The 21,149-nt window shown below is 38.5% G+C and carries 20 protein-coding genes and 1 riboswitch; of the genes, 13 read left to right on the top strand and 7 right to left on the bottom strand.

Annotated elements, in window-relative coordinates; genetic code table 11:
- Nucleotides 1-50 precede the first annotated feature (50 nt).
- A complete protein-coding gene (locus AC59HZ_RS26485; protein ID WP_496548756.1) occupies nucleotides 51-1,160 on the bottom strand; it encodes a GerAB/ArcD/ProY family transporter in 1,110 nt (369 codons plus the stop codon).
- 593 nt (nucleotides 1,161-1,753) lie between these two features.
- Here AC59HZ_RS26485 and AC59HZ_RS26480 point away from each other — a divergent pair.
- The 5 genes from AC59HZ_RS26480 to AC59HZ_RS26460 all read left to right on the top strand — a co-directional run bounded on the left by AC59HZ_RS26480 (nucleotide 1,754) and on the right by AC59HZ_RS26460 (nucleotide 7,151).
- On the top strand, nucleotides 1,754-3,316 hold the full coding sequence (locus AC59HZ_RS26480) for a spore germination protein (protein WP_496548755.1): 1,563 nt from the start codon (nucleotides 1,754-1,756) through the stop codon (nucleotides 3,314-3,316).
- A 21-nt stretch (nucleotides 3,317-3,337) separates the two neighbouring features.
- Nucleotides 3,338-4,561: a Ger(x)C family spore germination protein gene (locus tag AC59HZ_RS26475; RefSeq protein WP_496548754.1), complete on the top strand. Its 1,224-nt coding sequence runs from the start codon at nucleotides 3,338-3,340 to the stop codon at nucleotides 4,559-4,561.
- On the top strand, nucleotides 4,558-4,782 hold the full coding sequence (locus AC59HZ_RS26470; protein ID WP_496548753.1) for a hypothetical protein: 225 nt from the start codon (nucleotides 4,558-4,560) through the stop codon (nucleotides 4,780-4,782). Before AC59HZ_RS26475 ends, AC59HZ_RS26470 begins: the two co-directional genes overlap by 4 nt.
- 34 nt (nucleotides 4,783-4,816) lie before the next feature.
- Complete coding sequence (locus tag AC59HZ_RS26465; RefSeq protein WP_496548752.1) at nucleotides 4,817-5,923, top strand: GerAB/ArcD/ProY family transporter; 1,107 nt, start codon at nucleotides 4,817-4,819, stop codon at nucleotides 5,921-5,923.
- 115 nt (nucleotides 5,924-6,038) lie between these two features.
- Nucleotides 6,039-7,151, top strand: a complete 1,113-nt coding sequence (locus AC59HZ_RS26460; RefSeq protein ID WP_496548751.1) for a GerAB/ArcD/ProY family transporter — start codon at nucleotides 6,039-6,041, stop codon at nucleotides 7,149-7,151.
- 604 nt (nucleotides 7,152-7,755) lie between these two features.
- Here the strand turns inward: AC59HZ_RS26460 and AC59HZ_RS26455 are convergent.
- From AC59HZ_RS26455 to AC59HZ_RS26445, 3 genes are all read right to left on the bottom strand, one after another.
- Nucleotides 7,756-8,904 carry a cation:proton antiporter gene (locus tag AC59HZ_RS26455; protein ID WP_496548750.1) on the bottom strand — a complete coding sequence of 383 codons (1,149 nt, stop codon included), beginning with the start codon at nucleotides 8,902-8,904 and terminating at the stop codon, nucleotides 7,756-7,758.
- A 244-nt stretch (nucleotides 8,905-9,148) separates the two neighbouring features.
- The gene (locus tag AC59HZ_RS26450) at nucleotides 9,149-9,370 is read right to left on the bottom strand and encodes a spore germination protein (RefSeq protein ID WP_496548749.1); all 222 of its coding nucleotides are present in this window, start codon (nucleotides 9,368-9,370) and stop codon (nucleotides 9,149-9,151) included.
- 269 nt (nucleotides 9,371-9,639) lie between these two features.
- Nucleotides 9,640-9,891 carry a hypothetical protein gene (locus tag AC59HZ_RS26445; protein WP_430067222.1) on the bottom strand — a complete coding sequence of 84 codons (252 nt, stop codon included), beginning with the start codon at nucleotides 9,889-9,891 and terminating at the stop codon, nucleotides 9,640-9,642.
- 267 nt (nucleotides 9,892-10,158) lie between these two features.
- Here AC59HZ_RS26445 and AC59HZ_RS26440 point away from each other — a divergent pair, with 267 nt between their 5' ends.
- Entirely contained in the window at nucleotides 10,159-10,419 is a 261-nt protein-coding gene (locus AC59HZ_RS26440; RefSeq protein WP_496548748.1) for a Spo0E family sporulation regulatory protein-aspartic acid phosphatase, read from the top strand.
- Between the two features lie 67 nt (nucleotides 10,420-10,486).
- A riboswitch (ZMP/ZTP riboswitch) is annotated at nucleotides 10,487-10,570 on the top strand.
- 71 nt (nucleotides 10,571-10,641) lie between these two features.
- On the top strand, nucleotides 10,642-11,481 hold the full coding sequence (locus AC59HZ_RS26435; protein WP_496548867.1) for a bifunctional 5,10-methylenetetrahydrofolate dehydrogenase/5,10-methenyltetrahydrofolate cyclohydrolase: 840 nt from the start codon (nucleotides 10,642-10,644) through the stop codon (nucleotides 11,479-11,481).
- A gap of 261 nt (nucleotides 11,482-11,742) precedes the next feature.
- On the opposite strand, the gene AC59HZ_RS26430 is transcribed toward AC59HZ_RS26435, so the two are convergent.
- The 3 genes from AC59HZ_RS26430 to AC59HZ_RS26420 all read right to left on the bottom strand — a co-directional run bounded on the left by AC59HZ_RS26430 (nucleotide 11,743) and on the right by AC59HZ_RS26420 (nucleotide 16,207).
- A complete protein-coding gene (locus AC59HZ_RS26430) occupies nucleotides 11,743-12,321 on the bottom strand; it encodes a DUF3238 domain-containing protein (RefSeq protein WP_496548747.1) in 579 nt (192 codons plus the stop codon).
- 711 nt (nucleotides 12,322-13,032) lie between these two features.
- On the bottom strand, nucleotides 13,033-14,652 hold the full coding sequence (locus AC59HZ_RS26425; protein WP_496548746.1) for an ABC1 kinase family protein: 1,620 nt from the start codon (nucleotides 14,650-14,652) through the stop codon (nucleotides 13,033-13,035).
- 1,060 nt (nucleotides 14,653-15,712) lie between these two features.
- Complete coding sequence (locus tag AC59HZ_RS26420) at nucleotides 15,713-16,207, bottom strand: hypothetical protein (protein ID WP_496548745.1); 495 nt, start codon at nucleotides 16,205-16,207, stop codon at nucleotides 15,713-15,715.
- A 187-nt stretch (nucleotides 16,208-16,394) separates the two neighbouring features.
- Between AC59HZ_RS26420 and AC59HZ_RS26415 the strand changes: the two genes are divergently transcribed.
- The 6 genes from AC59HZ_RS26415 to AC59HZ_RS26390 all read left to right on the top strand — a co-directional run bounded on the left by AC59HZ_RS26415 (nucleotide 16,395) and on the right by AC59HZ_RS26390 (nucleotide 20,872).
- Nucleotides 16,395-16,964 (top strand): hydrolase, encoded by a 570-nt coding sequence (locus AC59HZ_RS26415; RefSeq protein WP_496548744.1) that lies wholly within the window; start codon nucleotides 16,395-16,397, stop codon nucleotides 16,962-16,964.
- A gap of 212 nt (nucleotides 16,965-17,176) precedes the next feature.
- On the top strand, nucleotides 17,177-17,560 hold the full coding sequence (locus tag AC59HZ_RS26410; RefSeq protein WP_496548743.1) for a MerR family transcriptional regulator: 384 nt from the start codon (nucleotides 17,177-17,179) through the stop codon (nucleotides 17,558-17,560).
- Between the two features lie 34 nt (nucleotides 17,561-17,594).
- Nucleotides 17,595-18,353, top strand: a complete 759-nt coding sequence (locus tag AC59HZ_RS26405; RefSeq protein WP_496548742.1) for an SDR family oxidoreductase — start codon at nucleotides 17,595-17,597, stop codon at nucleotides 18,351-18,353.
- 128 nt (nucleotides 18,354-18,481) lie between these two features.
- Entirely contained in the window at nucleotides 18,482-19,243 is a 762-nt protein-coding gene (locus tag AC59HZ_RS26400) for an SDR family oxidoreductase (protein WP_496548741.1), read from the top strand.
- Nucleotides 19,244-19,721: 478 nt separating this feature from the next.
- Nucleotides 19,722-19,910, top strand: coding sequence for a gamma-type small acid-soluble spore protein (locus AC59HZ_RS26395; protein ID WP_496548740.1), 189 nt, complete (start codon nucleotides 19,722-19,724; stop codon nucleotides 19,908-19,910).
- Between the two features lie 755 nt (nucleotides 19,911-20,665).
- The gene (locus AC59HZ_RS26390) at nucleotides 20,666-20,872 is read left to right on the top strand and encodes a DUF1657 domain-containing protein (RefSeq protein ID WP_496548739.1); all 207 of its coding nucleotides are present in this window, start codon (nucleotides 20,666-20,668) and stop codon (nucleotides 20,870-20,872) included.
- Nucleotides 20,873-21,149 lie beyond the last annotated feature (277 nt).

Genomic DNA, 21,149 nt, shown 5'->3' with positions numbered 1-21,149 from the left:
CTAAGTACTTCTCGGTTCTTCGTATAGTTGCTAATTTAGCATAATGATTGTTATTGGATATTGGCAGGATTCGTTCTTTTTATTTTTATGTTTTTTATAAATGCAATAAGAAAAAGAAAAAGAGGGATTACAACTTCAAAAGAAAAAAAGTAAAAAATTCCACTTTTAGATAAAAAAGAAACTAGTTGCTGATAACTAGTTGCTACCCAAAAACCAAATATTATTTGTAGAAAACCAAATGGGAAGACAAATGGCTTATAATCTTTTACGTTTAGGCACTGAGCTGCCCCAAGTACGAGCACATAATAAATGGCTGAAATTTTTATAAATATTCCTGTAACCCATATAGCCATTACAATTGATTCAAGATGCTCAAAAAATTGGCCGAGACTGATATACCTAGCAACATTCATTACTGGATATAGCTCTTCTTGAATAATACCATCCAGTATAAAAATCGTAATTAAATTTGTAAACACCATCGTTAGTACAACTGTTACAAGAGAAATTAAGCCCCATTTCCGTCCCTTTTCTGGATTTTTCAAAAATGGAAGAAAAAAACTAATATATATAAAGTCACCCAGCCATGATTGAATTGGAATCGCACCTTGTAAAGAAGGTAAAATACCATTGCCCATAATTGGAAGCATATTTTGGACTTTCATATCGGGTAAAAGAAGAACCCCCATTATCAGGAGGGGAAAAATAAATAATGGAAAAAAAGTTTGTGTCACACGTGCTAACACTTCTAGTCCTCCATATGCAACAGACGCACAGACTAAAACCAGACTAGCTATTACCACTAGTAGTGGAGTCTTGGGAAGGAAGTTTGCAATAAACTCAGCATACTCACGTAAGACAATCCCATTCAAAAACAGATGGAAAAACAAAAAAAGAAAACCAAGGATCTTGCTAGCAAACTTTCCAATTATATGTTCGCTATACTGAACGATATTTTGCTTAGGATAATAAGTATTCAGTTTCAAGAGAATAAACACCACTAAAAAACCAATAATCGACGCCCATATCGGTGATAGCCAAAGATCTTGTTTTGCGTCTTTTCCTGCAACTGCTGGAAGAGACAAAATAGATGTGGCTAATACGATAATATATAGTATCATACCCATCTGAAGAGCTGAGATTTTCCCTTTTTCGATCATTATCTATTTATTCCCCTTTATTTTCCAATTGTCTTATGTTTATTTTTCCTCTTCCCCTTATTATTTATTGTCTTGATACCCCTCTTGTTCAACTAGAGACCATAGTTTATCTTGATTCCAATAAAGTAAGCCGAATAGCATAAGTTTTAAGCCATACCAGTATGTATCCCAATGTAAATATGCTAAGAATTCTATTCCTCTAACGAAATATAGTACTCCATAAATACGAAATATCTTTTTTAAAATTTTGCGCAATCGTTGCCGGTTCTCGCTTTCCATATTATTTCCCCTTTAGATATTCAAAAATAGGAAATTTTCACGTTTGTATTTTTTACTAAATAATGTTTTTTATACAAATCACAAACCCTACCTGAAATAGCTAGACCTCTACCTTTAGACAAAATAAATGAGGCTGAGTGGTTTATAGATACATATGTTTTCCACATGTACTAAAGAAACATAAATAAACGTTATATTGAAATGGTTGAATAAATTTCCAATTAAACAGGATAGATTCACTAGATATATCGCAAAATAAAAATAAGTTTCACCACGATTTTCCATACAACCTTGAACAAAAGGAAGGCGCGTCCATGTTGTTTCGAAAAAATCGAAAAAGGTTCCATGAGCAAATACAACTCAATACACAACAACAGTTTAACGGGCAAAAAGGTTTGCTTTCTTCCGATCTGGATGAAAACTTGCAGGTCTTTCACTCCATGTATCAGGATTGCATGGATGTAGTCTTTCGGACATTTTTGATTGGTGGACAAACAAGAGCCGTTCTTATATTTATTGAGGGCTTATCTAATCTTGAAGAGGTTGATGATAATGTACTCGCTCCACTTGCGGCAGAAACAGAAGGCAGGGTTCTTCCACGTGAATTGATAGAGAAAAAGATACATATTTCAAAAATGAAAGAAGTCAAAACGTTTACAGAGTGCATAGAGTATATCTCTGTCGGGTTTCCCGTTCTTTTAGTAGAACAAGAAATGGTCGGACTTGCCTTGGGGTTGTGCAAATGGGAAAAACGATCGATTGAAGAACCACAGGCAGAGAGTGTCGTGCGGGGGCCACGGGAAGGTTTTGTTGAAGCATTGCACGTCAATACCTCCCTACTCAGACGTAAAATCAAAAGCCCTGACCTCAAAATGAAATCGATGAAGATTGGGCGCTATACGGATACTCATGTTGTAATTGCGTACATGAAAGGACTTGCAGATCAAACCCTCATTGAGGAAGTCGAAAACCGGTTACAGCGCATCGACATAGACAGTGTATTGGAAAGTGGCTATATCGAGGAACTGATTGAAGACAATCCCTATTCACCTTTTCCTCAGCTTATCAATACAGAGAGACCGGATGTAGCCGCTGCTAATCTCCTGGAGGGGCGTGTGGTGATTTTAGTAGACGGTACTCCCTTTGTCTTAATTGCTCCGATTAACTTTTTTTCCTTACTGCAGTCGCCAGAGGACTATTATCAGCGTTTCCTGATCAGCTCAGCTATCCGCTTGTTGCGTTTTGTGTTTATGTTGATGTCTCTTCTTTTGCCATCTCTATATGTTGCGGTTCTAACCTACCATCAGGAGATGGTGCCGACAGCCTTGCTGATTAGTATGTTTTCTTCACGGGAAACTGTCCCCTTTCCGGCACTTGTGGAAGCATTAATGATGGAGATAACATTTGAAGCGCTGCGTGAAGCAGGGGTTCGGCTTCCGAAACAGGTCGGGGCTGCTGTTAGTATTGTTGGCGCTTTAATCGTCGGTCAAGCTGCCGTTCAAGCCGGATTAGTTTCCGCTCCGATGGTTATCTTTGTTGCGATTACAGGCGTTTCGTCCTTTATGGTTCCGCACTATACACAAGGGATTGCGTTACGGATGCTCCGTTTTCCTATTATGTTGCTTGCCGGTTCGCTGGGGTTGCTTGGAATAATACTTGGGGTGATAATAATCGTCGTCCATTTATGCGGGTTGCGTTCGTTTGGGGAACCATACCTTTCACCAATCGCTCCTATGAAGAAGAATGAATTGAAAGATACCTTGATTCGAGCGCCATGGTGGGGGATGAATAAACGCCCCCATTTAACTGGTGAATACAATCCATCTCGACAAGCTCCCGGGCAAAAACCGAATCCGGGAAAAGGAGACGAATCGTAGTGTGAAGAAAAAACGAGAAGGATGTGTGTAAAGATGAACCACTTTTTGTCTCAAAGCATAAAAAAATTATTCCTCGTTCTTCTCTTGTTTTCGGCTAGTTTCCTGCTTACCGGTTGCTGGGACAGAAGGGAAGTGAATGACACGGCACTGGTATTGGGGGCTGCCATTGACAAAGAAAAAGGGGAAAACATCAAGCTAACCATTCAAATTTTGATTCCTCGGGCTGTGAGCGGCGGGCAGCAGGGAGCGGGGGCAGGCGGAGGCGGAGGCGGCCCCACCGTCTTGGTAAGATCAGCGATTGGAGAAAATATGGCTGATGCCGCGTCAAAGCTCCAGACAGAATTTCCGCGTAAAATCTTTTGGGGACATTGTAAAGTTTATATAATCGGGACAAAGCTTGCTAAAGCAGGAGGCGTACATAAGCAAATTGACTTTTGGCTTCGCCACCCAGAACCTCGAGAACGTGCCGATTTGTTTGTTAGTGTAGGCAAAGCAGCCAATATTCTTGAATTACAGCCACCTTTAGAGCTATTTGTGGGACAAGCGCTTCGAAAGCTTTCTGAGATGCATATTGGTATGAGAATTACCGTGAAAGATTTTGAACAGATGTTAAAAGGTGATACAGGTGCGGCTCTCCTGCCATTGATTAACAAATTACCGACAATGACTGAAAACAAACAAGAAACGATTGCTAATATAATCGGGACGGCTATTTTCAAGAAAGATAAAATGGTCGGTCAAATTGATATTAAAGCAACTAGAGGACTGCTGTGGTTACGAAATGAAGTCGAAGTAACTGCGGTAACGGTAAACCCCAAAAAAGGAGAAACGATATCGTTAGATCCCATACGTGAAAAGACAAAGCTCATCCCTACAATCAAGAATGGAAAATGGAAAATCTTAGCAAAAATCACATCTGAAGGAACGATTGTGCAAAATGGAAGCCATTTAGACATTATGAGCACTGACATTACAAAGAGGATACAAAAGGAGTTAGAGAAGGACATCAAACAACGATTGAACCTATCCCTTAAACAAGTAAAGAACGGGATGAATGTAGATGCGTTTGGTTTTGCAGATGCGTTTCACCGTAAATACCCAAAAGAATGGGAGAAAGTCAAAGATCATTGGGATAAGGTCCTTCCGCAGGTAGAAGTAAAAATAGCCATTAAAACGCATATACGCCGACCTGGTTTGACTACAACACCAGCGGGTGTTCCAGAAAATGAGGTAGAAAAGAAATGATATGGATTGTGTTTGCAATAACAGTAGGTGTGGTACTACTCATATTATATGAATGGCCAAAAATGAAGCAAAATCAAAAAAAGGAAAAAGCGGCCTTTGTAACCTTAACGGCGATGGGATGGTTGCTTGCCACCCTCCTTGTGTTCTTTCCAGACATGCCAGGGCCTACACAGATGATTGAAAAACTTTTTAAACCGCTTGGTAAGTTGATTGAGAAATAGTAAGATCATGGGATGTTAAAAAGGAGAAAACAGCATGATTGAGAAAGGAAAAATTTCTGCCTTTCAAATGGCTCTTATGATAGTACCCACAGTCACAGCAACTGCTGTTCTTGTGGTTCCATCCGTTACCACCAGGGTCGCGGGTCGTGATATGTGGATTTCGCCAATTGTGGGTTCACTCGTTGGATTTTTTAGTTTGTTTATCGTGTATCAATTGCATAAGCACTATCCAGCAAAATCGATTATTCAGTACAGTGGGGATATTATCGGACGGATTCCAGGAAAAATCATTGGGCTTATCTATCTGTTCTTTTTATTGCATTCAAGTGGCATTATAACCAGGGAGTATGCGGATTTCATTATTGCTGCTTTTTTGCCGAGAACCCCGATGAGCGTAATCATGGGGGGGATGATTTTGGTCTGTGCTTTTACAGTACTCAGTGGTTTGGAAGTGTTGGGAAGAGCTGCTCAAGTGTTTGTTCCAATATTTATGGCTCCGCCGTTACTGTTTATTTTACTGATTCCTGACTTAAAACTAGAGAATATCGTTCCAATCATGGTGCATGGTATGATGCCCTCAATCCTGGGTGCTGTAATTCCGCAAGGTTGGTTTAGCGAAGTCTCCCTTATCTCAATGTTTCTTCCCTTTTTAACGGATCGTGAAAAAGGGGGAAAATGGGGAATAATCTCAGTGATTGTTATTATGTTACATCTAGTTATTACCAATATCGTTTGCCTTCTCTTGTATGGTGAATCAGTAACAAGTTATGCCTTCCCAGTGCTTTTTGCTTTCCGATACATTAGTGTTGCTAGTTTTTTTGAACATCTTGAGGCAGTCGTGGTCATTATTTGGGTGATGGGGGCGTTCATCAAAATTTCGGTGTTCTATTATGTACTTGTTCTGGGAACAGCACAATGGTTAAATCTTTCCGACTACCGGCCGATTGTGTTTCCGATTGGTTTTCTTGTAAGTCTAGTTTGTATTTGGGCAACTCCCAATGGGCAAGAATTGGGCCAGTTTTTAAGGACAATCTCCCCTTTTTATATACCAACTATAATGACATTCATTCCGATGTTGCTCCTTCTGATCGCAATCATCCAGAAAAAGATGAGGAAAAAAAAGACATCCTGCTCCTACTAATCCATAACATATAAAGAATATTATCGATGTAAGAGATTTTCTACATGTTTTTTATGAGAATAACAAAGGAAAAGTGTAGTGTGGTAAAAAGTGATAGAAAAAAGGAGAAAAGAAAATGATTGAAAAAGGGAAAATTTCTGCTTTTCAGATGGGCGTGATAATGTATCCTGGCATCCTAGCTACAGCAATTCTTACAGTTCCTTCTATTACAGCAACATATGCAAAGCAGGATCTTTGGATAGCCCCGATATGGGCCTGTCCTATTGGCTTACTGATAGTCCTTGTTTTTCTTCAATTGCACAAGCATTTTCCCGGAAAGAATATTATTCAGTACAGTGAGAATATTTTGGGGCGTTTAATTGGGAAAACACTCGGGATTTACTACTTGTTTTTTTTTCTTCATAACAACGGTTTCGTTATACGTGAGTATGCCGAGTTCATCATCACCTCCGTCCTTCCAAAAACCCCAATCATATTGGTGATTGTTGGTATGGCACTAGTTAGTGCATTTGCTGTAAAAGGAGGAGTGGAAGTGATTGCCCGCGCAGGACTGGTTTTTCTTCCATTGTTCATGCTTCCTCTTCTGCTGATGGGGTTGATGGTTCTTCCTGATATGGAACCACGTAACATGCTTCCTGTCATGGGAAATGGGATTAAACCCTCTTTAAAAGGTGCTTTTTTTCCAATTGAGTGGTTTGGTGATTTTATTTACATGTCTTTTTTGCTGCCCTTTTTGAAGGAAGAAAAGGGAGGAAAATGGGGGATGTTTTCAGTAATGGCTATCACACTGACCATGGTGATTACAAATTTGACTACCATTTTTGTATTTGGCGGGACTACCACGGATTTGGTATATCCAGTAATGAATGTTTTTAGGTATATCAGCCTTGCTCATTTTTTCGAGCATGTTGAATCGATTGTCATAGCAGTTTGGATTACTGGTATGTTTATTAAGTTTTCGCTTATTTATTACGCGCTTGTACTTGGGGTAGCTCATTGGTTGAATGTGTCTGATTACAAATCGTTAGTACTTCCAATTGGATTTCTTCAAGTTATATTCAGTATATGGGTAGCTCCAAATTTTCAACAGATGGGGCAATTCTTTACTACGGCTGGTTCTTTTTATTTTCCCTTTATGGAAATCATGCTTCCGCTTTTTCTTTTGTTTGTGGCTCTTATAAAAAAGAAATACAAAGATAAAAGCCCTAAATCTTCAAACGTCCAATAATGACCATTAGCCTGATAAACGTATTAATAAAGAAAAAAAGAGCTTTCTACCGAAGTAGAAAACACTTGATATTATCGCATATTCTCGTGTTATTGTGCGTCCTATATAACGCAAAAAAGTACCATTGGTCTGTGTTTAAGCACCTAATCCCTATTTATTTTGATTTTAACATTCGAAAATCATTCAACTAAATTCCGAATTTCTTTTAGTCACCTTTGTTAAAGTTACAATTTAAGGATCAATATCAAAACTATATCATTTTTCGTGATATTCTAACTTAAAAAAGAAATTCCGATTTTTTATTACTATTACTGCAGTTAAAATAAGTAAAAGAACGGTCATTTTACATGATTGTCCTTTTTATTTTTATCTTACTTTAACCCTATCGAGATTTAATATTTTGAATATTAAGTTAATATTTATTTTTGGTAAGTATTCTAACCGTTGATTTTTTATATTCAATTGACCAAACCTTCCAGTAATCAGCCCTTTAGCTTAATAGGTCCTAATAAAAAAGATTAACAAAAAAGGTGTTTGAATTGAAAGACATTATTCATATGCAATAAAAGACGGCAGCAATTTTTGCTACCGTATCGATTATCGTCTAATTAACTTGTGTAGTTGCCTGCTTTGATTTGAAGAACCACTTCATCATTGGTGGAGTAACAATTGTTGTAATTAATACCACAACGATAATAACCGCAAACATATCTTGAGTTAACAAACCATTTTCTAAGCCAATTGCAGCAATAATGAGTGCTACTTCTCCCCTAGATACCATTGCAGAACCAATCCCTAAAGAGCTATTCCAATTAAACCCAGATAATTTTGCTCCAATTGAAGCTCCAATTAATTTTGTTAGTATCGCTAATATACTTAAAGATACAATTATTCCTAAATTTTCACTGATACCAGAAAATTGGGCAGTAACACCAATGGATGTAAAGAATACAGGAACAAATATCGAATAACTAATGGTCTCAACTTTCTCAGTTACCTCGTGTTTAAAATTTGTTACACTTATTGCCACGCCCGCTATATATGCCCCGATTATTGCAGCAACTCCTGTGTATTCTGCCAGATAAGCAAAAACAAAACAAGTAATTAATGCAGATGAAATGACGGTTTCTGTTACTTTTAATGAAGAAAATTTATTCAAGAACCAAGGAACTACTTTCCAACCTACAAGAATTGCTCCTGCAAAGAATAATGCCTTCATCAATACAACCATTGTTAAATTAACATCGCCACCAGCAAAACTCATAAGGAATGCCAAAGCGATAATAACAACGACATCATCTATTACAGCAGCACCTAAAATAGTAGTACCTTCACGGGTCTGTAATTTGTTCATTTCTTTAAGTGCTTGAACAGAGATACTGACACTTGTAGCAGATAGCAATAAACCTAAGAACATTGATTGTATAGATGTAAGATTTATCATCAATCCAGCAAAATAACCCAGGAATAATGGAACAATAATACCGCCAAAACCGACAAATGTTGATGCCTTTCCCGTTCTTTTAAATTCATCAATATCTGTTTCAAGTCCAGCAATAAACATAAGCAATATAACACCTATTTGACTAAATTCCGTTAAAGTTTCAGTCTCGTGAATAAGTCCTAAAACTGAAGGTCCGAGCACAATTCCTATGAGGAGTTTGCCAAGAACTGAGGGTTGCCCCAATCTCACACTTAAGCTCCCGGCTATTTTTGCTGCGATTAAAATAATTGCTAATTGAAGTATTAACATATGAATACCACCTCCAATGATTATCTTTTGTAGAAAGGTAAAAAATACACAAAAAGCCTGTCACCAGGACATAATTATCCCCTGGTGACAGGCTCCTCCAATAAAACTATTAATTATTTAGTTTCTAAACATTATATACGATTGAAAATTAAAAAGGTTTCGTTTTTCTGGTTATACATTCTACTTTTTTACTATTTCAATAAATATCCTTGTACCACAGTTTTATCCACATTTTCTTAATTCTTTAGTTATCTTTAACTATAGGTTGGTCCACTAAATTTGTTTGTGCAACATTAATTGGACTAATTCCACTACATATAAAGATTTGTCCCCCCGTATTACCAGAAGCTGCACCGGCGTTAGTTTTGGTTGCAAATTTAGGAGAAATAAAAAGTGTATCCCCAAACTCGACGATCCCTTGCCCTCCTATACTATTTATTGTCACATTACCAGTAAATGCGGGCATTAATGACCACCCTTTAAATTAAATTAGATTATTTAAAATATGATGACGGATTTCTTTATGTTCGTTAAATTTGCATCTTTCTTGGTTAGATATCTATTTTAGTAACCTTGATCTTACGTTCAATAACATTTAATCGATTACCCAAGTAATAAAACAAAACACACTCTTTAAAAAGCCGATTGCTTACTTTTATGGAATCGTGACCATGGCTGGTTACGACCGGGAGAACCGTCCCCTTGGATCCTCCCATAGATCTACATGATTGTCTTTTACCAATAGATATCATCCAATGTAGGAATTGGCCGGCTTTCTATTTCTTTTACTACCTGAGTGATATCTTCTGACCCGTTCACAATCACTTTTTTAATGACTGTTTTACGAAATCCGCTTTCCCATTTTTTGTCTTGTATGAATTGATAGGCTACCTTTGGAATTTCGCTTTTATTCCGTGCATAAAAATATCCACTAGAAGAAACACCTGAACCATCGATCGTTAAGTTAACATCCAGAAGGAACTCCATAATATCACCTCTTGCTCTATTATAGAACATATGTTCGCTTTAACGCAACAGATACGGTTCTCATGGTTTCTGATGTGGTTAGTTAAAACCAGAAGAACCGTCCCCATGGCACGTGTCGAAAACCTACACTCTTCGTCTATTTTTGTCTCCTTTTATCTTGTTTTATCGAATCTATTCCATATTCGGTAAAGAATGCTATAATTCATCTCAATTAAGATTAGATTATTTTACTAAAAGTTTACTGAAATTCACGAGGTGATATCTGCAATGAGACTGGAACACTTTGAAGCAGCAATAAATGAGAAAAAGGCCGAAATGATTAATTTAGGAATGACAAAAGGACTTCAAAATGAAGAAACGATCTATTGCAGCCAAGAACTAGACAAACTACTGAACGATTATAATAGGTTATTATTAGACGCTAAACATTCTAAATCAAAAAATTATTACTTTGACCTTCCCTCTATTCTTATTACACAACTACATAGGATTTTATCGATTCATTCCAGATATTTTTTTATTAATTGAAAGCACCACCCTCCCCTTGGCCATCTTGACATTTTTCTTTTATATGTTATCTTTTTGTTATAAATGAAACAGTCACAGTAACTGACGACATCTGTGGAAAAGACCACAAGGAAGCTGTGATTGGTATTGTCGGGTCGTCTGGGCAGAGATAAGGAATATCCTTTTAGAGATAAGGATATTGTCCTTATCTCTTTTTTATTATCATTCCTGGAGGCGAAAAATATGGAGAAAATCATTTTGGATGGAAATGTTGTAGCTCAAAATATAAAGGATCAATTAAAAGGACGAATTGAATCATTAAAAAACAATGGGGTCACACCATGCCTTGCCACGATTTTAGTTGGTAATAATCCTTCCTCAGAAACATACGTAAGAATGAAGGGGAATGCTTGTAAGAAATTAGGTATAAATTCTATTCGTGTACATTTGCCTGAAGAAACAACGACAAACGAATTATTAGAAACAATTAGAGAATTAAACGAAGATCCAACTGTACATGGTATCCTTTTACAACATCCAGTTCCACCGCAAATTGATGAACGAATGGCTTTCGAAGCAATCGATATTCGCAAAGATGTAGATGGTGTTACAAGTGCTGGGTACGGTCAGACTGCATTGGGATTTGGAAATTATCCATCATGTACTCCAGCAGCCATTATGGAAATTATAAAATATTACAAGATTTCAATCGAAGGTAAACATGCCGTTGTTGTTGGTAGAAGCCCAATCCTAGGTAAGCCTGTTTCTGCGTTGCTTCTTAACGAAAATGCTACGGTTACAACTTGTCATTCTAAAACGGCTAATTTACCTGATATTTTAAAACAAGCAGATATTGTGGTTGCTGCCGTTGGTAAGCCCCAATTTATTCAAGGAAGTTGGATAAAGGAGGGCTCCGTTGTCCTAGATGCGGGATATAACAAAGGAAATATTGGAGATATAGATTATGAGAGTTGTTATCAGGCTGCAGGTGCGATAACACCTGTGCCCGGTGGTGTAGGCCCTGTTACCATTGCCATGTTGCTGAAACACACTGTTGATTCAGCTGAGAAAAACATGTTTTAAAGATAAAGTTGTTAAAAAACGACCAATACAGAGATAGAAACAGGTATTGTAAATTAGGCGAAGCAGTCTTTAGTTGAACAAGAAAATCTATTGCATCTTTATTAGACCTTGTTAAAAGCCCTTCTCTCCAGAGAGGGCTTTTCTTATTTAAGAAAAGCACCACCGTTATGATAGTCAATCTTCTTAAACTAAGCACCCGTTAGCTAATTGAATGACCTGCACTTTTTATACGACCAACTTGAAGGCGAAATTCACTGATTCTCATGCTTCAAAATGATACTCCATATCTCCAGCCATTGCCGCTGGCGTATCGCCCGTCTTTCGAAAGTCATGGGCGTGCAGGAGTTGAAAATCCCCAAAATCCAATTGTTTATAGAACTCGTAACACGGAAACCCATCATGACTTCCCTTCACTTTCACGGAGCCATCCTTATGAGCGTTTATCTGCAGAGAGTAGTCTACCGTCGGCTCATCAGGACGAAGCGGATTGTTTGCACTCGCTCGCATAGTTAATGATACCGTTTCCTCGCTCCACACTTCGTCTTCAACTCGAATACCGACTGTAGACGCTTTTCCTTGTTTGTACTCGACTAAGCCGTCTGGGGTTGTCATTTTGAGGACAGTAATACCCGTATCGGAGAAAGATGTAATTCGTTGCTTAATGAAGTCAATAACGACCTCCTGCTCTACACGGCAACGCCCAGTGTTTACCGCATACGGAGTGAATTCCCTTGCATCCCCCTGATATTCGTAAATCATGCCTGCAGAATCTTGAATTGCTGGTAGATAAAGCATACCGCCGATGAACACAGTACCTCTAATTTTGATTATTTCTGCCATAATAGAAGCTCCTCACTGACTCGAAGTTATTTTTAAAAGATATTTATAGTATTCGAGGGTTATTAATAATTTCCCTCTTTGTAACTATCCTGCATCCTATAGTTTAAGAAGATACCTTCAAACTCCATACTGATGTCAACATGAATATTCAATCATGCTTGAGTTTTTTATTTCATTAAATGGTCCTTAACATAAAGAAAGAGGACAATTCATGCTTCCGAATTGCGCCCGATTGTGGAATTGCCTAATTGGCGTTTTTAAAAAACTTTATTGTAATTAAAATCTTTATTGTCATTCAACAGGTCCTTTGCTATGAGCGCACAGGTGAGATGATTACCTTCAAATCCCAGAAAACTATATTGAAAGCTAATCAATTGCTTTTGAATATGCCCCTATTACTAGGCCGCGTGCAGTAATAGTTTGATGAATAGGGACTAATACTGCTTCCACATTAAATTTTGTTTTTCTAGATTTTTGACATCCTCAAAATCGTTGATTCAATGAAGGAACGATTCTCTAATCATCTGATATCTGCATGGAAAACGTCCCCTATGAGCCTTTTTTAACTCATAAGCATCCATTCTGTTGGGTGGAAAAAGCTCAATGAAGAAAAGATTGCAAAAGTTTTTACTGCAAGTAATACAATAGCAATTGCTTAATAAAGATCGAATTTATTGGTTTTGGACGAGCGATGTCTGATGGTGTATTTATCTATTTTCTCCGTTTCTCATGCATAAACTTCATCCATTTTTTCTGTTTATAGCTGTTGATCAAATACCCAAATACCGTGACTGCGGTTACTCCGATGGACAAGTTAAGAATAAGAGCGTTAGATACATAGCATCCTCCGGCAATCCCTATAACTCCCAGTAATATACCAGCAAACAACCTATTTTTCGTATTTTCATAGATGGTAAATTGGAACTGTCTCCTTTGTTCGACTTCCTTTAACTCTTCTAATTTTTGTGGTGTACTTAAAAAAACGCTGACAGAATGAGCCAGCTTAAAGATAGGCTGGGATTGAAGCCATTGCCAGATAAATGACCATTTGTTTCCCTGTTTCGTTAACCACTTGATGAATACAGGTTTTCCTAAATCCATGAGTTCCGCCTCAGGAGCTAGATTGCGGATAATCCCTTCAATCGTTACGAAAGACCGGCCTAAAAAGACAAACCTGGTTGGAACTTGAATGGGCAGGGCTTGAATCATATCATTCATTTCTAATTTTAAAGCCATCAGGTCCATTTCTTTTAATTGAGCGGTTTGGAACGACATGAATTCAGCTAATAACCGTTCAATTGTTCTGGAATCCGCCTCCGGAAGCAAAAAGCCTAGATGAAATAAGCAATCCACCGCTTTCGGAAAATTTTTTGAAAGAAAGCTTTCAATTAACCCTCGAAAATAGGTGGCATCTTTTTTGGTGATCTCCCCAATCATTCCAAAGTCCAGTAAAATGATTTTTCCTTCCTTAGATAACAGCACATTTCCTGGATGCGGGTCTGCATGGAACGTCCCTGGCTCCAGCCATTGTGGAAGAAAAACTTTCATTAGCCTTTGTGCCAACTCCTCCCGGCTTACAGGTAATTGATTTATCGCATCTGAATCTGTCAGCCGTATTCCTTCCACCCATTCCATCACCAGGACATTGGGGGTACTAAGTTCAGCATACACAGACGGTATTTGGACAATATCCATATCCTTATACCGCTCACTAAAATAAAGGATGGTATTAAGTTCTTTTGCATAATCAAGTTCTCGTTTAATCACTTGTTTGAGTTCCTGAAAGAGAACTTTAAAATTAATAAACGTTTTTGGAATGGGTACCAGGTGAGCGGCAAACCAAATAATGATACTTAAAATCCGGAAATCTGTTTGGACAATTGAATCGATATGGGGGCGCTTTATTTTAATCGCCACCTTTGTTCCATCTTTTAGTACTCCCTGATATACTTCTCCAATTGATGCGGAGGCAATGGCTGTTTTTTCAATGGTTTGGAAATGTTGCTGAAGCGACCTTCCCCATTCGGTTTCAAGTATTTTCTGAATGTCATTCCATTCAGATGGAGGTACTTTATCTGTCAGATCTTCAATTTGCCGAATGAAGGGTTGTGGCAGCAAATCGGCACGGGTGCTTAGTAGCTGGCCAATTTTGATGAGCAAGCCTTCTAATTCAAACAGTGTTATGCGAAATCGTTCCCCTATTTTCCCCCAAAGTTTTTCCCACTCCGCTTTCGGTTTGCGGCCAATCTTATACCAATAGATTTGCAGGAAAATCACAAAGGCCATCGATAGCACTTTCCACATTCGAACCAGCTTACTTCTAGTTTTCATTAGGTATCCACTCGCTTTTTTTGGGCGTTTTTATTTATGACGATTTTCTTAAAATAAAGTTTCAGTTATAAGAACTATCAGTTCAATTATAATCGTTGGCATATGAAAACATCCACGACTATAAAGGGGTTCATATTGATGTGTTTTTCCGAAATTTAAAGCAGAAAGGACAAATATTTAGGCATAGTTATGACCATATAAATGTATTAGGCAATTAAAAAATGCTATAAACGGCAGTATCTTTTATGAATGTAAAAAGAGCCAAAATACGCAAGTAGTGTATAAAAACTTGCATATTTTAGGCTTTTAAATTTTATTCCTTATTGTGTTAAATCACCCGTTACTTTAATAAGAAATATTACACAATAGACCCACATAGTGAAGTAAAAACGACTTTAATAAAAATGCCCCAGCCTAAATGGCTGGGGTTAATGAAGCTAGTATCCAAATGGTCTAGGCGGGCTTGTTTTATTGAGGATAAACAAGTTAGTAAATTGAATGTTGCTTAACTATATTGAAAGTGAGAAATAAATGAAGTTTTTAGTATGAAGTCTTAACTTTGTAATTTGAAATTGAAGATTTGGCTCGAAGGCAAATCCCCGTGAAGGAGAACCCTCATCTTCAACTATGCACTAGGTCCATGACTGAACGTGCGCCGTTAGTCCGAGGCAGCTCCGTGACGGATGGAGTGAAATGTGGTACCCAACCCACGAATATCAGTTTGTATACCATCGTCAGCGTTTTTGCCTTCGTGCCAAGTTTTTAAGGTTTTCCAGTTCAACTTTTTGCATTGTATCCATTTCGGATTTAGCTTATCAAGGGAAAGTACGTCCTTGACAAGCTAAATCTGAAAGGATTGTTGTTCTATAAGTTGAACAAGGAATAACTCTATTCATGCTGAATAAAACACCAAATAAAAACATTTTGGGTGTGGTGGGTTGACAGTTTCGTTCATATCAGTTGAAGAACCACCAGTTCAAAATTGTATTATTTAACACTACTCGTATTCCTTAAAACTGTTGGTATTGCCCCTTTAGGTAGACCGAAAAGCGGGAAAAACCTAAAATCCCGAATGAACAATATTCCTCAACTGGACGACCAAACTTTTAAACTCCTTCTCCCTTTCCAAATAGTATAGCGAAGCTTGTACCAAAGGGAGATTTGGTTCCGCCTTTCTAACCTCCGTCTGGATAAAATGGCAAATTTCTTTTAGCTCCGAACGATATTTGGCACTGGACGGAAGAGTCTCAAGGACCAAATCCATCTTCAGAAACAGCTCAGTAAGGATTTGTTCCTTCTCTATTTGGCGGTCCTCGAGCCCCCAGCTTAAATACCTATCGAAAGAAGCTTGTTTCAGAAGAGGCTTTCGATTGGAATCCCTCATATGCTTAGAGAGCACATTGAGTTTGTCCAAAATGAAATTTGCCGTTTCCTCGAGCGATAACGATTTTTCCTCATAAACAAGCCAAAATAGATACTCCTTCAAAATCGCTCGATAGATGGAAACCATATCCCACAGATACGGATAGATTTCTTCGCCGTACACTTCCAGCAAGCAGTCTCTATGCCATCGGATGAGCCGCCCTCTAAACTGGTGTCTTAGCGGTTGGAACTTGGGATCCTGTTGTATGGGGAGCTCCGTAAATTCGACAAGAATATGCTTGTACTCTATAAAATAAATGACCTTGTGTTTATTATTTATAACTAAAGGTCAAATATAGACAACGAGGAGAAATATGAAAATGGAAAAATTGTTGGATTTGCAAAAAACAGCGTTGGTTGTCATTGATTTGCAAAAATGGCTAGGCAGCCAATATGCCCCTTATTCCGCCGAGCAGGTTGTTTCTAACGGAGCCGCCTTGGCAGATGCCTTCCGTGAGCACGGCTCGATGGTTGCACTAATCCGAGTATCGAGCAAAGATATGAAGGATATCCCGAAGCCGAAGCTGGATTCACCTGCCCCACCACTATATTTGCCAGAAGAATGGGATCAAATTGTCCCGGAATTGAAAGTAGCCGAAACGGATCACGTCATCACCAAGAAACAATGGGGAGCTTTTTACGGAACGGAGCTCGACCTGCAACTGCGCCGCCGAGGAATCGACACTATCGTCTTATGCGGCATCGCCACCGGGATTGGTGTGGATACGACTCGGGAGGCGTTTATGCACGGGTATCAGCAGATTTTTGCTATCGATGCAATGACCGGGTTTTCTCAAGCGGAGCACGATCACGTGAAAAATTATATTTTTCCACGCATTGGGCGCACTCGCACAACGCAGGAAATCCTCTCTGCCCTTGCGGAAGCTTGACTTGATCAGATGTGCCCTCGGATTTATCACTTGGTTCCAGGGGTCTTTTTTTATTTAGAGGTTCTAGGTTTTAAGTACACCTTTTCACAATCTTTGTTATGTTTTCTAGGAATTTTTGAATAAATTTTTTCAGTTTTTTTATTGACTTAAACCTCGGTTTAAGTCGTATGATAGTCCTGTCGACGAAAGATGAAGATTTTGGAGGTCTCCAGATGAATTACTGTTCAATTAGCGAAGCCGCAGCCAAATTCAATTTACCACAATCAACGTTACGTTATTATGAAAAAAAAGGCTTGCTACCATTTATCCAGCGAGATGAAGCAGGCAGGCGGTTATTTTCAGATTATCAAATGGCGCTCTTTGAAATAGTGCTGTGTTTAAAAAACACGAATATGCCGATTAGCAGTATTAAGCAATATATGGACTGGGTTATTGAAGGTGACACTACCGTTGAAAAAAGACTTGAAATGATGATGCAACACAAACAAAACGTGCTAAATGAAATTTCATTAATGACAGAATCCCTAAAAGGAATTGACTTCAAAATTGAACGCTATACAAAACAAATTCAGGAAAGAAAACAGGGTGAGTACTGAAGGAAATAGTAAAAAAGGGAAAAGAGGAACTATAATGAAACTTTCAGGAAATACAATATTGATAACAGGCGGAAGCACTGGAATAGGATTGGCTTTCGCGGAACGTTTTATAAAGGCTGGGAATACAGTCATTGTCTGTGGACGACGTGAAAAGGTACTCCAAAACGCGAAAGAAAAACTCCCAAACCTAATTACTCGTATAAGTGATTTGACTATTGAATCTGAACGTGTAGCATTGTTTGACTGGGTAACATCCAACTATCCGGATGTGAATGTTTTAATTAACAACGCAGGAATCCAACGAAGTTTTAACGTGTTAAAGGCTGATTCAAAGAACGATTGGGGTTATTTCAGTAAAGAAATCTCAACAAATCTAGAAGCACCGTTCCAACTCTCTATGTTATTCGCTCCATTTTTTGCAACTAAAGAAGAGGCAACTATTATTAATGTGACATCTGGGTTAGCTTTTACTCCATTTGTAATTGCACCTATCTATTCAGCAACGAAAGCAGCGCTTCATTCCTTTACAATGAGTCTCAGACACCAACTTTCTGACACATCAATAGAAGTCATTGAAGTTGCTCCGCCAGCGGTGAATACAGATTTTTTAAACGGTGCAGGTCTGCCTGGAGAACCATTAGATGCATTCGCAGATGGTATTTTCAAAGAATTAGAAGAGGGTAAAAACGAAATCGGTTATGGTACCTCTGTGAATCGCTTACGTATGTCACGGGATGAAATCGACGAATACGTCGAGAAAATGTACCATGCAACGAAAAACTTAATTAAGTAATCATCAACTGTGAAAAGTTACTAAATTGTTTAAATCCTTATCAGAAATCATTTATTAAGAAAACCCCAAAGTTTTAGGGAATCTTACAATCATTCAATTGGGGATTATACAGTGGGAGGACGATTAATATGGAGCAATTCGGAAATGGGAAATTCTCTGGAAAGAAAATTGTGATTACGGGAGGTAGTAGCGGATTCGGCCTGTCGACGGCAAAACTGCTGGTGGATGAAGGAGCACGCGTTCTGATCACAGGGCGTACTCAGACGACGCTCGACTCTGCTAGTGAACAACTCGGCAACAACGCAATCGCAGTCTTGAGCGATGCCGCATCGTCGAAGGATATCGCCGCGTTGGCCGAACGGGTGAAGGCTGAGTTTGGAACAATAGATGCCCTGTTCGTTAACGCTGGTGTCTCGGGGCGCTTTGCTCCCTTCGAGTCAGTGACCGAAGAAGCTTACGACGAGGTATTTACAATCAATGCCAAAGGACCGTACTTCACCGTACAAAAACTCGCTCCGATACTGAGCGCAGGAAGCGGTGTAGTACTTACCACCTCAGTCTCCAACGTGTTGGGTACCCCTATGATCAGTACGTACGCAGCCAGTAAAGCGGCGTTACGCTCCATGACCCGCAGTCTGGCACGAGAGTTATTATCTCGAAATATTCGCGTCAACGCAATCAGTCCTGGCCCTATTGACACAGGTATCTTGGAGAGGTCAATGCCGAAGGAAGCTGCCGAACAGATCAAGACACAGATGACCCAGGAGAATCCGATGTTGCGTTACGGCGATCCGGTCGAGGTAGCTAAAGCCGTAGTATTCCTAGCATTCGACGCCACCTACACCACTGGAGCTGAGTTCCCTGTCGACGGAGGCGTCTCCCAGATCTGAGTAATCTCAATTCGCAGCACTGTCACCACATATGTCAGTTGCTCTGTTCTTCATTTAATTTAATTTCATTAATGCATTTTCAAAAGAGGCCCTGATTATGGGAACCTTTTCTACATAGTATTTTCTTTTTTTATTCAACAAACCTGCACCGTTAGTGGAACAGGAAAAGGGTAGCCGCAGCTACCCCTTATTAAACTCTTGCACCCTTTAGTTTAAGTAGAATCCTTCACAATCTTTTTTTACACATTAATAAACTCCAATCCCTTAAATGTGTTGCTATATACAAAGCGCCATCTTATTAAAGAAAAGCGCCAGATTGCGGAATATTGAAAAACAAGAGTAAGCTTCAAAAATAGTTCCTCAGTTATTTTGCTAAAGCCACTCATAGTGAAGTGAAAAATGCTGTAAAGCAATTTAAAACTTTTTTGGATAATAAAATTATGTTCAGGACACATTATTGTCGTGGAGGTGATTTATTATGACTAACAATCAACAACCAAACAAAACTCAAGCTGGAACTAACGCCCAACAGGTTAGACAACAAAATGCTCAAGGTGGACAAGCTGGAGCTGGTCAATTCGGAACAGAATTTGCTAGCGAAACAAATGCACAAGAGGTAAGTCGTCAAAACCAACAATCCCAGCAAAATAATAACCAAAACTCTTAATTTGTGACTTTATAAAACACCTCTTATCGGCTCGGTAGGAGGTGTCTTTTTATGAACTTTTTTTGAGGTAAAGCAAATTACAAACATTCTTATTTTCAAACGAAACCTTCGATTGAGCAATTTCTTCACAAACCTCATTTACCTTACCATGAATATCCATTCATCTTGCTAAGCGTTACTCATCAATCTGGACCGATTGCTGAAACAAGTTAAACACCGCTTTTCAACTATCCTGCCCCGTTAGTCGAATAAGAAAGGGCTGCCATAATGACAGCCCTGATCCTCAACTCTTGCACCAATAATTGTGCCTTCCAAAGGAGTGAAATGTCTTTTCCCAATATAATATATACTAATAAGATTATTTAGGTTTGGATTAGCACCTATTAAATTTCCCAAGCCAAAATTAATTATCCTTCTAGCATTAACCTGTCCGTTAGTGGAACAACAAAAAGACGACGCCTCTTAAAGCATCGCACCCGTTGCTTAAGTACATTTCTTCACAATATGTCCGTATTGTTCATTAAAATATTTATTTAAAAGAACTCCGCCGTTTGTCCATTGCATTTAAAGACAACCCTTCATAATATGCAATATCCCCCAAAGTTAAATTAAACATTTACACCGCTATTTTCTACCGAAGCGTCATTCAGGCGCTTTTTTATTTATGTTTATTAACAAGTCCATTACATAAGTTAATTTAAAATTCCACATAATACTTTCGTATTTCAAATTCATACGAAAGAAGGATTCAAACAATGACAGTTGGAAAAGACGTTCAAACAGCTTTAGCAAGTTTAAAAAGTGCTCAGGCAAGCTTCGAAACCTTTGCTTTAGCAACTGACAACCAAAACGCAAAGCAACTTTATCAACAAGCAGCACAACAAACACAAACAGTTCTAGATAGCCTTGAACCACGCCTTCAAGAAATTCAAGCCGAGGAACCACAATACAAACAACAGTAATTTTGTACAATACACAGTGGTATTTACCACTATTTGGAATTATCATTATCAATTAAGTTACATATAATACTTTGAAACAATTTCAAAACGTCTATCTGTTAAAACCGCCATCACTCTAGGCAACCAAAATGAAGACTCCATATGGAGCTTCTTTTTTTGTCGACTTTTTTTTCAAATACGTATTAAGCGTTTTTTTCTTTTTTAACTCCCTCAGTTTAATACGAATATCTCTCGAATGCTCCCTAATTCGCAGGATTTCATAACCCTTTTAATTGGA

The sequence above is a fragment of the Neobacillus sp. DZ-9 genome, assembly GCF_059587065.1.
The sequence above is the reverse complement of the archived record's forward strand: the minus strand, read 5'-3'. Positions and strand labels throughout refer to the sequence as shown.

Coding starts and splice junctions, on each gene's coding strand:
- AC59HZ_RS26485 (WP_496548756.1), bottom strand. CDS start 1,160: ATGATCGAAAAAGGGAAAATCTCAGCTCTTCAGATGGGTATGATACTA.
- AC59HZ_RS26480 (WP_496548755.1), top strand. CDS start 1,754: ATGTTGTTTCGAAAAAATCGAAAAAGGTTCCATGAGCAAATACAACTC.
- AC59HZ_RS26475 (WP_496548754.1), top strand. CDS start 3,338: ATGTGTGTAAAGATGAACCACTTTTTGTCTCAAAGCATAAAAAAATTA.
- AC59HZ_RS26470 (WP_496548753.1), top strand. CDS start 4,558: ATGATATGGATTGTGTTTGCAATAACAGTAGGTGTGGTACTACTCATA.
- AC59HZ_RS26465 (WP_496548752.1), top strand. CDS start 4,817: ATGATTGAGAAAGGAAAAATTTCTGCCTTTCAAATGGCTCTTATGATA.
- AC59HZ_RS26460 (WP_496548751.1), top strand. CDS start 6,039: ATGATTGAAAAAGGGAAAATTTCTGCTTTTCAGATGGGCGTGATAATG.
- AC59HZ_RS26455 (WP_496548750.1), bottom strand. CDS start 8,904: ATGTTAATACTTCAATTAGCAATTATTTTAATCGCAGCAAAAATAGCC.
- AC59HZ_RS26450 (WP_496548749.1), bottom strand. CDS start 9,370: ATGCCCGCATTTACTGGTAATGTGACAATAAATAGTATAGGAGGGCAA.
- AC59HZ_RS26445 (WP_430067222.1), bottom strand. CDS start 9,891: ATGGAGTTCCTTCTGGATGTTAACTTAACGATCGATGGTTCAGGTGTT.
- AC59HZ_RS26440 (WP_496548748.1), top strand. CDS start 10,159: ATGAGACTGGAACACTTTGAAGCAGCAATAAATGAGAAAAAGGCCGAA.
- AC59HZ_RS26435 (WP_496548867.1), top strand. CDS start 10,642: ATGGAGAAAATCATTTTGGATGGAAATGTTGTAGCTCAAAATATAAAG.
- AC59HZ_RS26430 (WP_496548747.1), bottom strand. CDS start 12,321: ATGGCAGAAATAATCAAAATTAGAGGTACTGTGTTCATCGGCGGTATG.
- AC59HZ_RS26425 (WP_496548746.1), bottom strand. CDS start 14,652: ATGAAAACTAGAAGTAAGCTGGTTCGAATGTGGAAAGTGCTATCGATG.
- AC59HZ_RS26415 (WP_496548744.1), top strand. CDS start 16,395: ATGGAAAAATTGTTGGATTTGCAAAAAACAGCGTTGGTTGTCATTGAT.
- AC59HZ_RS26410 (WP_496548743.1), top strand. CDS start 17,177: ATGAATTACTGTTCAATTAGCGAAGCCGCAGCCAAATTCAATTTACCA.
- AC59HZ_RS26405 (WP_496548742.1), top strand. CDS start 17,595: ATGAAACTTTCAGGAAATACAATATTGATAACAGGCGGAAGCACTGGA.
- AC59HZ_RS26400 (WP_496548741.1), top strand. CDS start 18,482: ATGGAGCAATTCGGAAATGGGAAATTCTCTGGAAAGAAAATTGTGATT.
- AC59HZ_RS26395 (WP_496548740.1), top strand. CDS start 19,722: ATGACTAACAATCAACAACCAAACAAAACTCAAGCTGGAACTAACGCC.
- AC59HZ_RS26390 (WP_496548739.1), top strand. CDS start 20,666: ATGACAGTTGGAAAAGACGTTCAAACAGCTTTAGCAAGTTTAAAAAGT.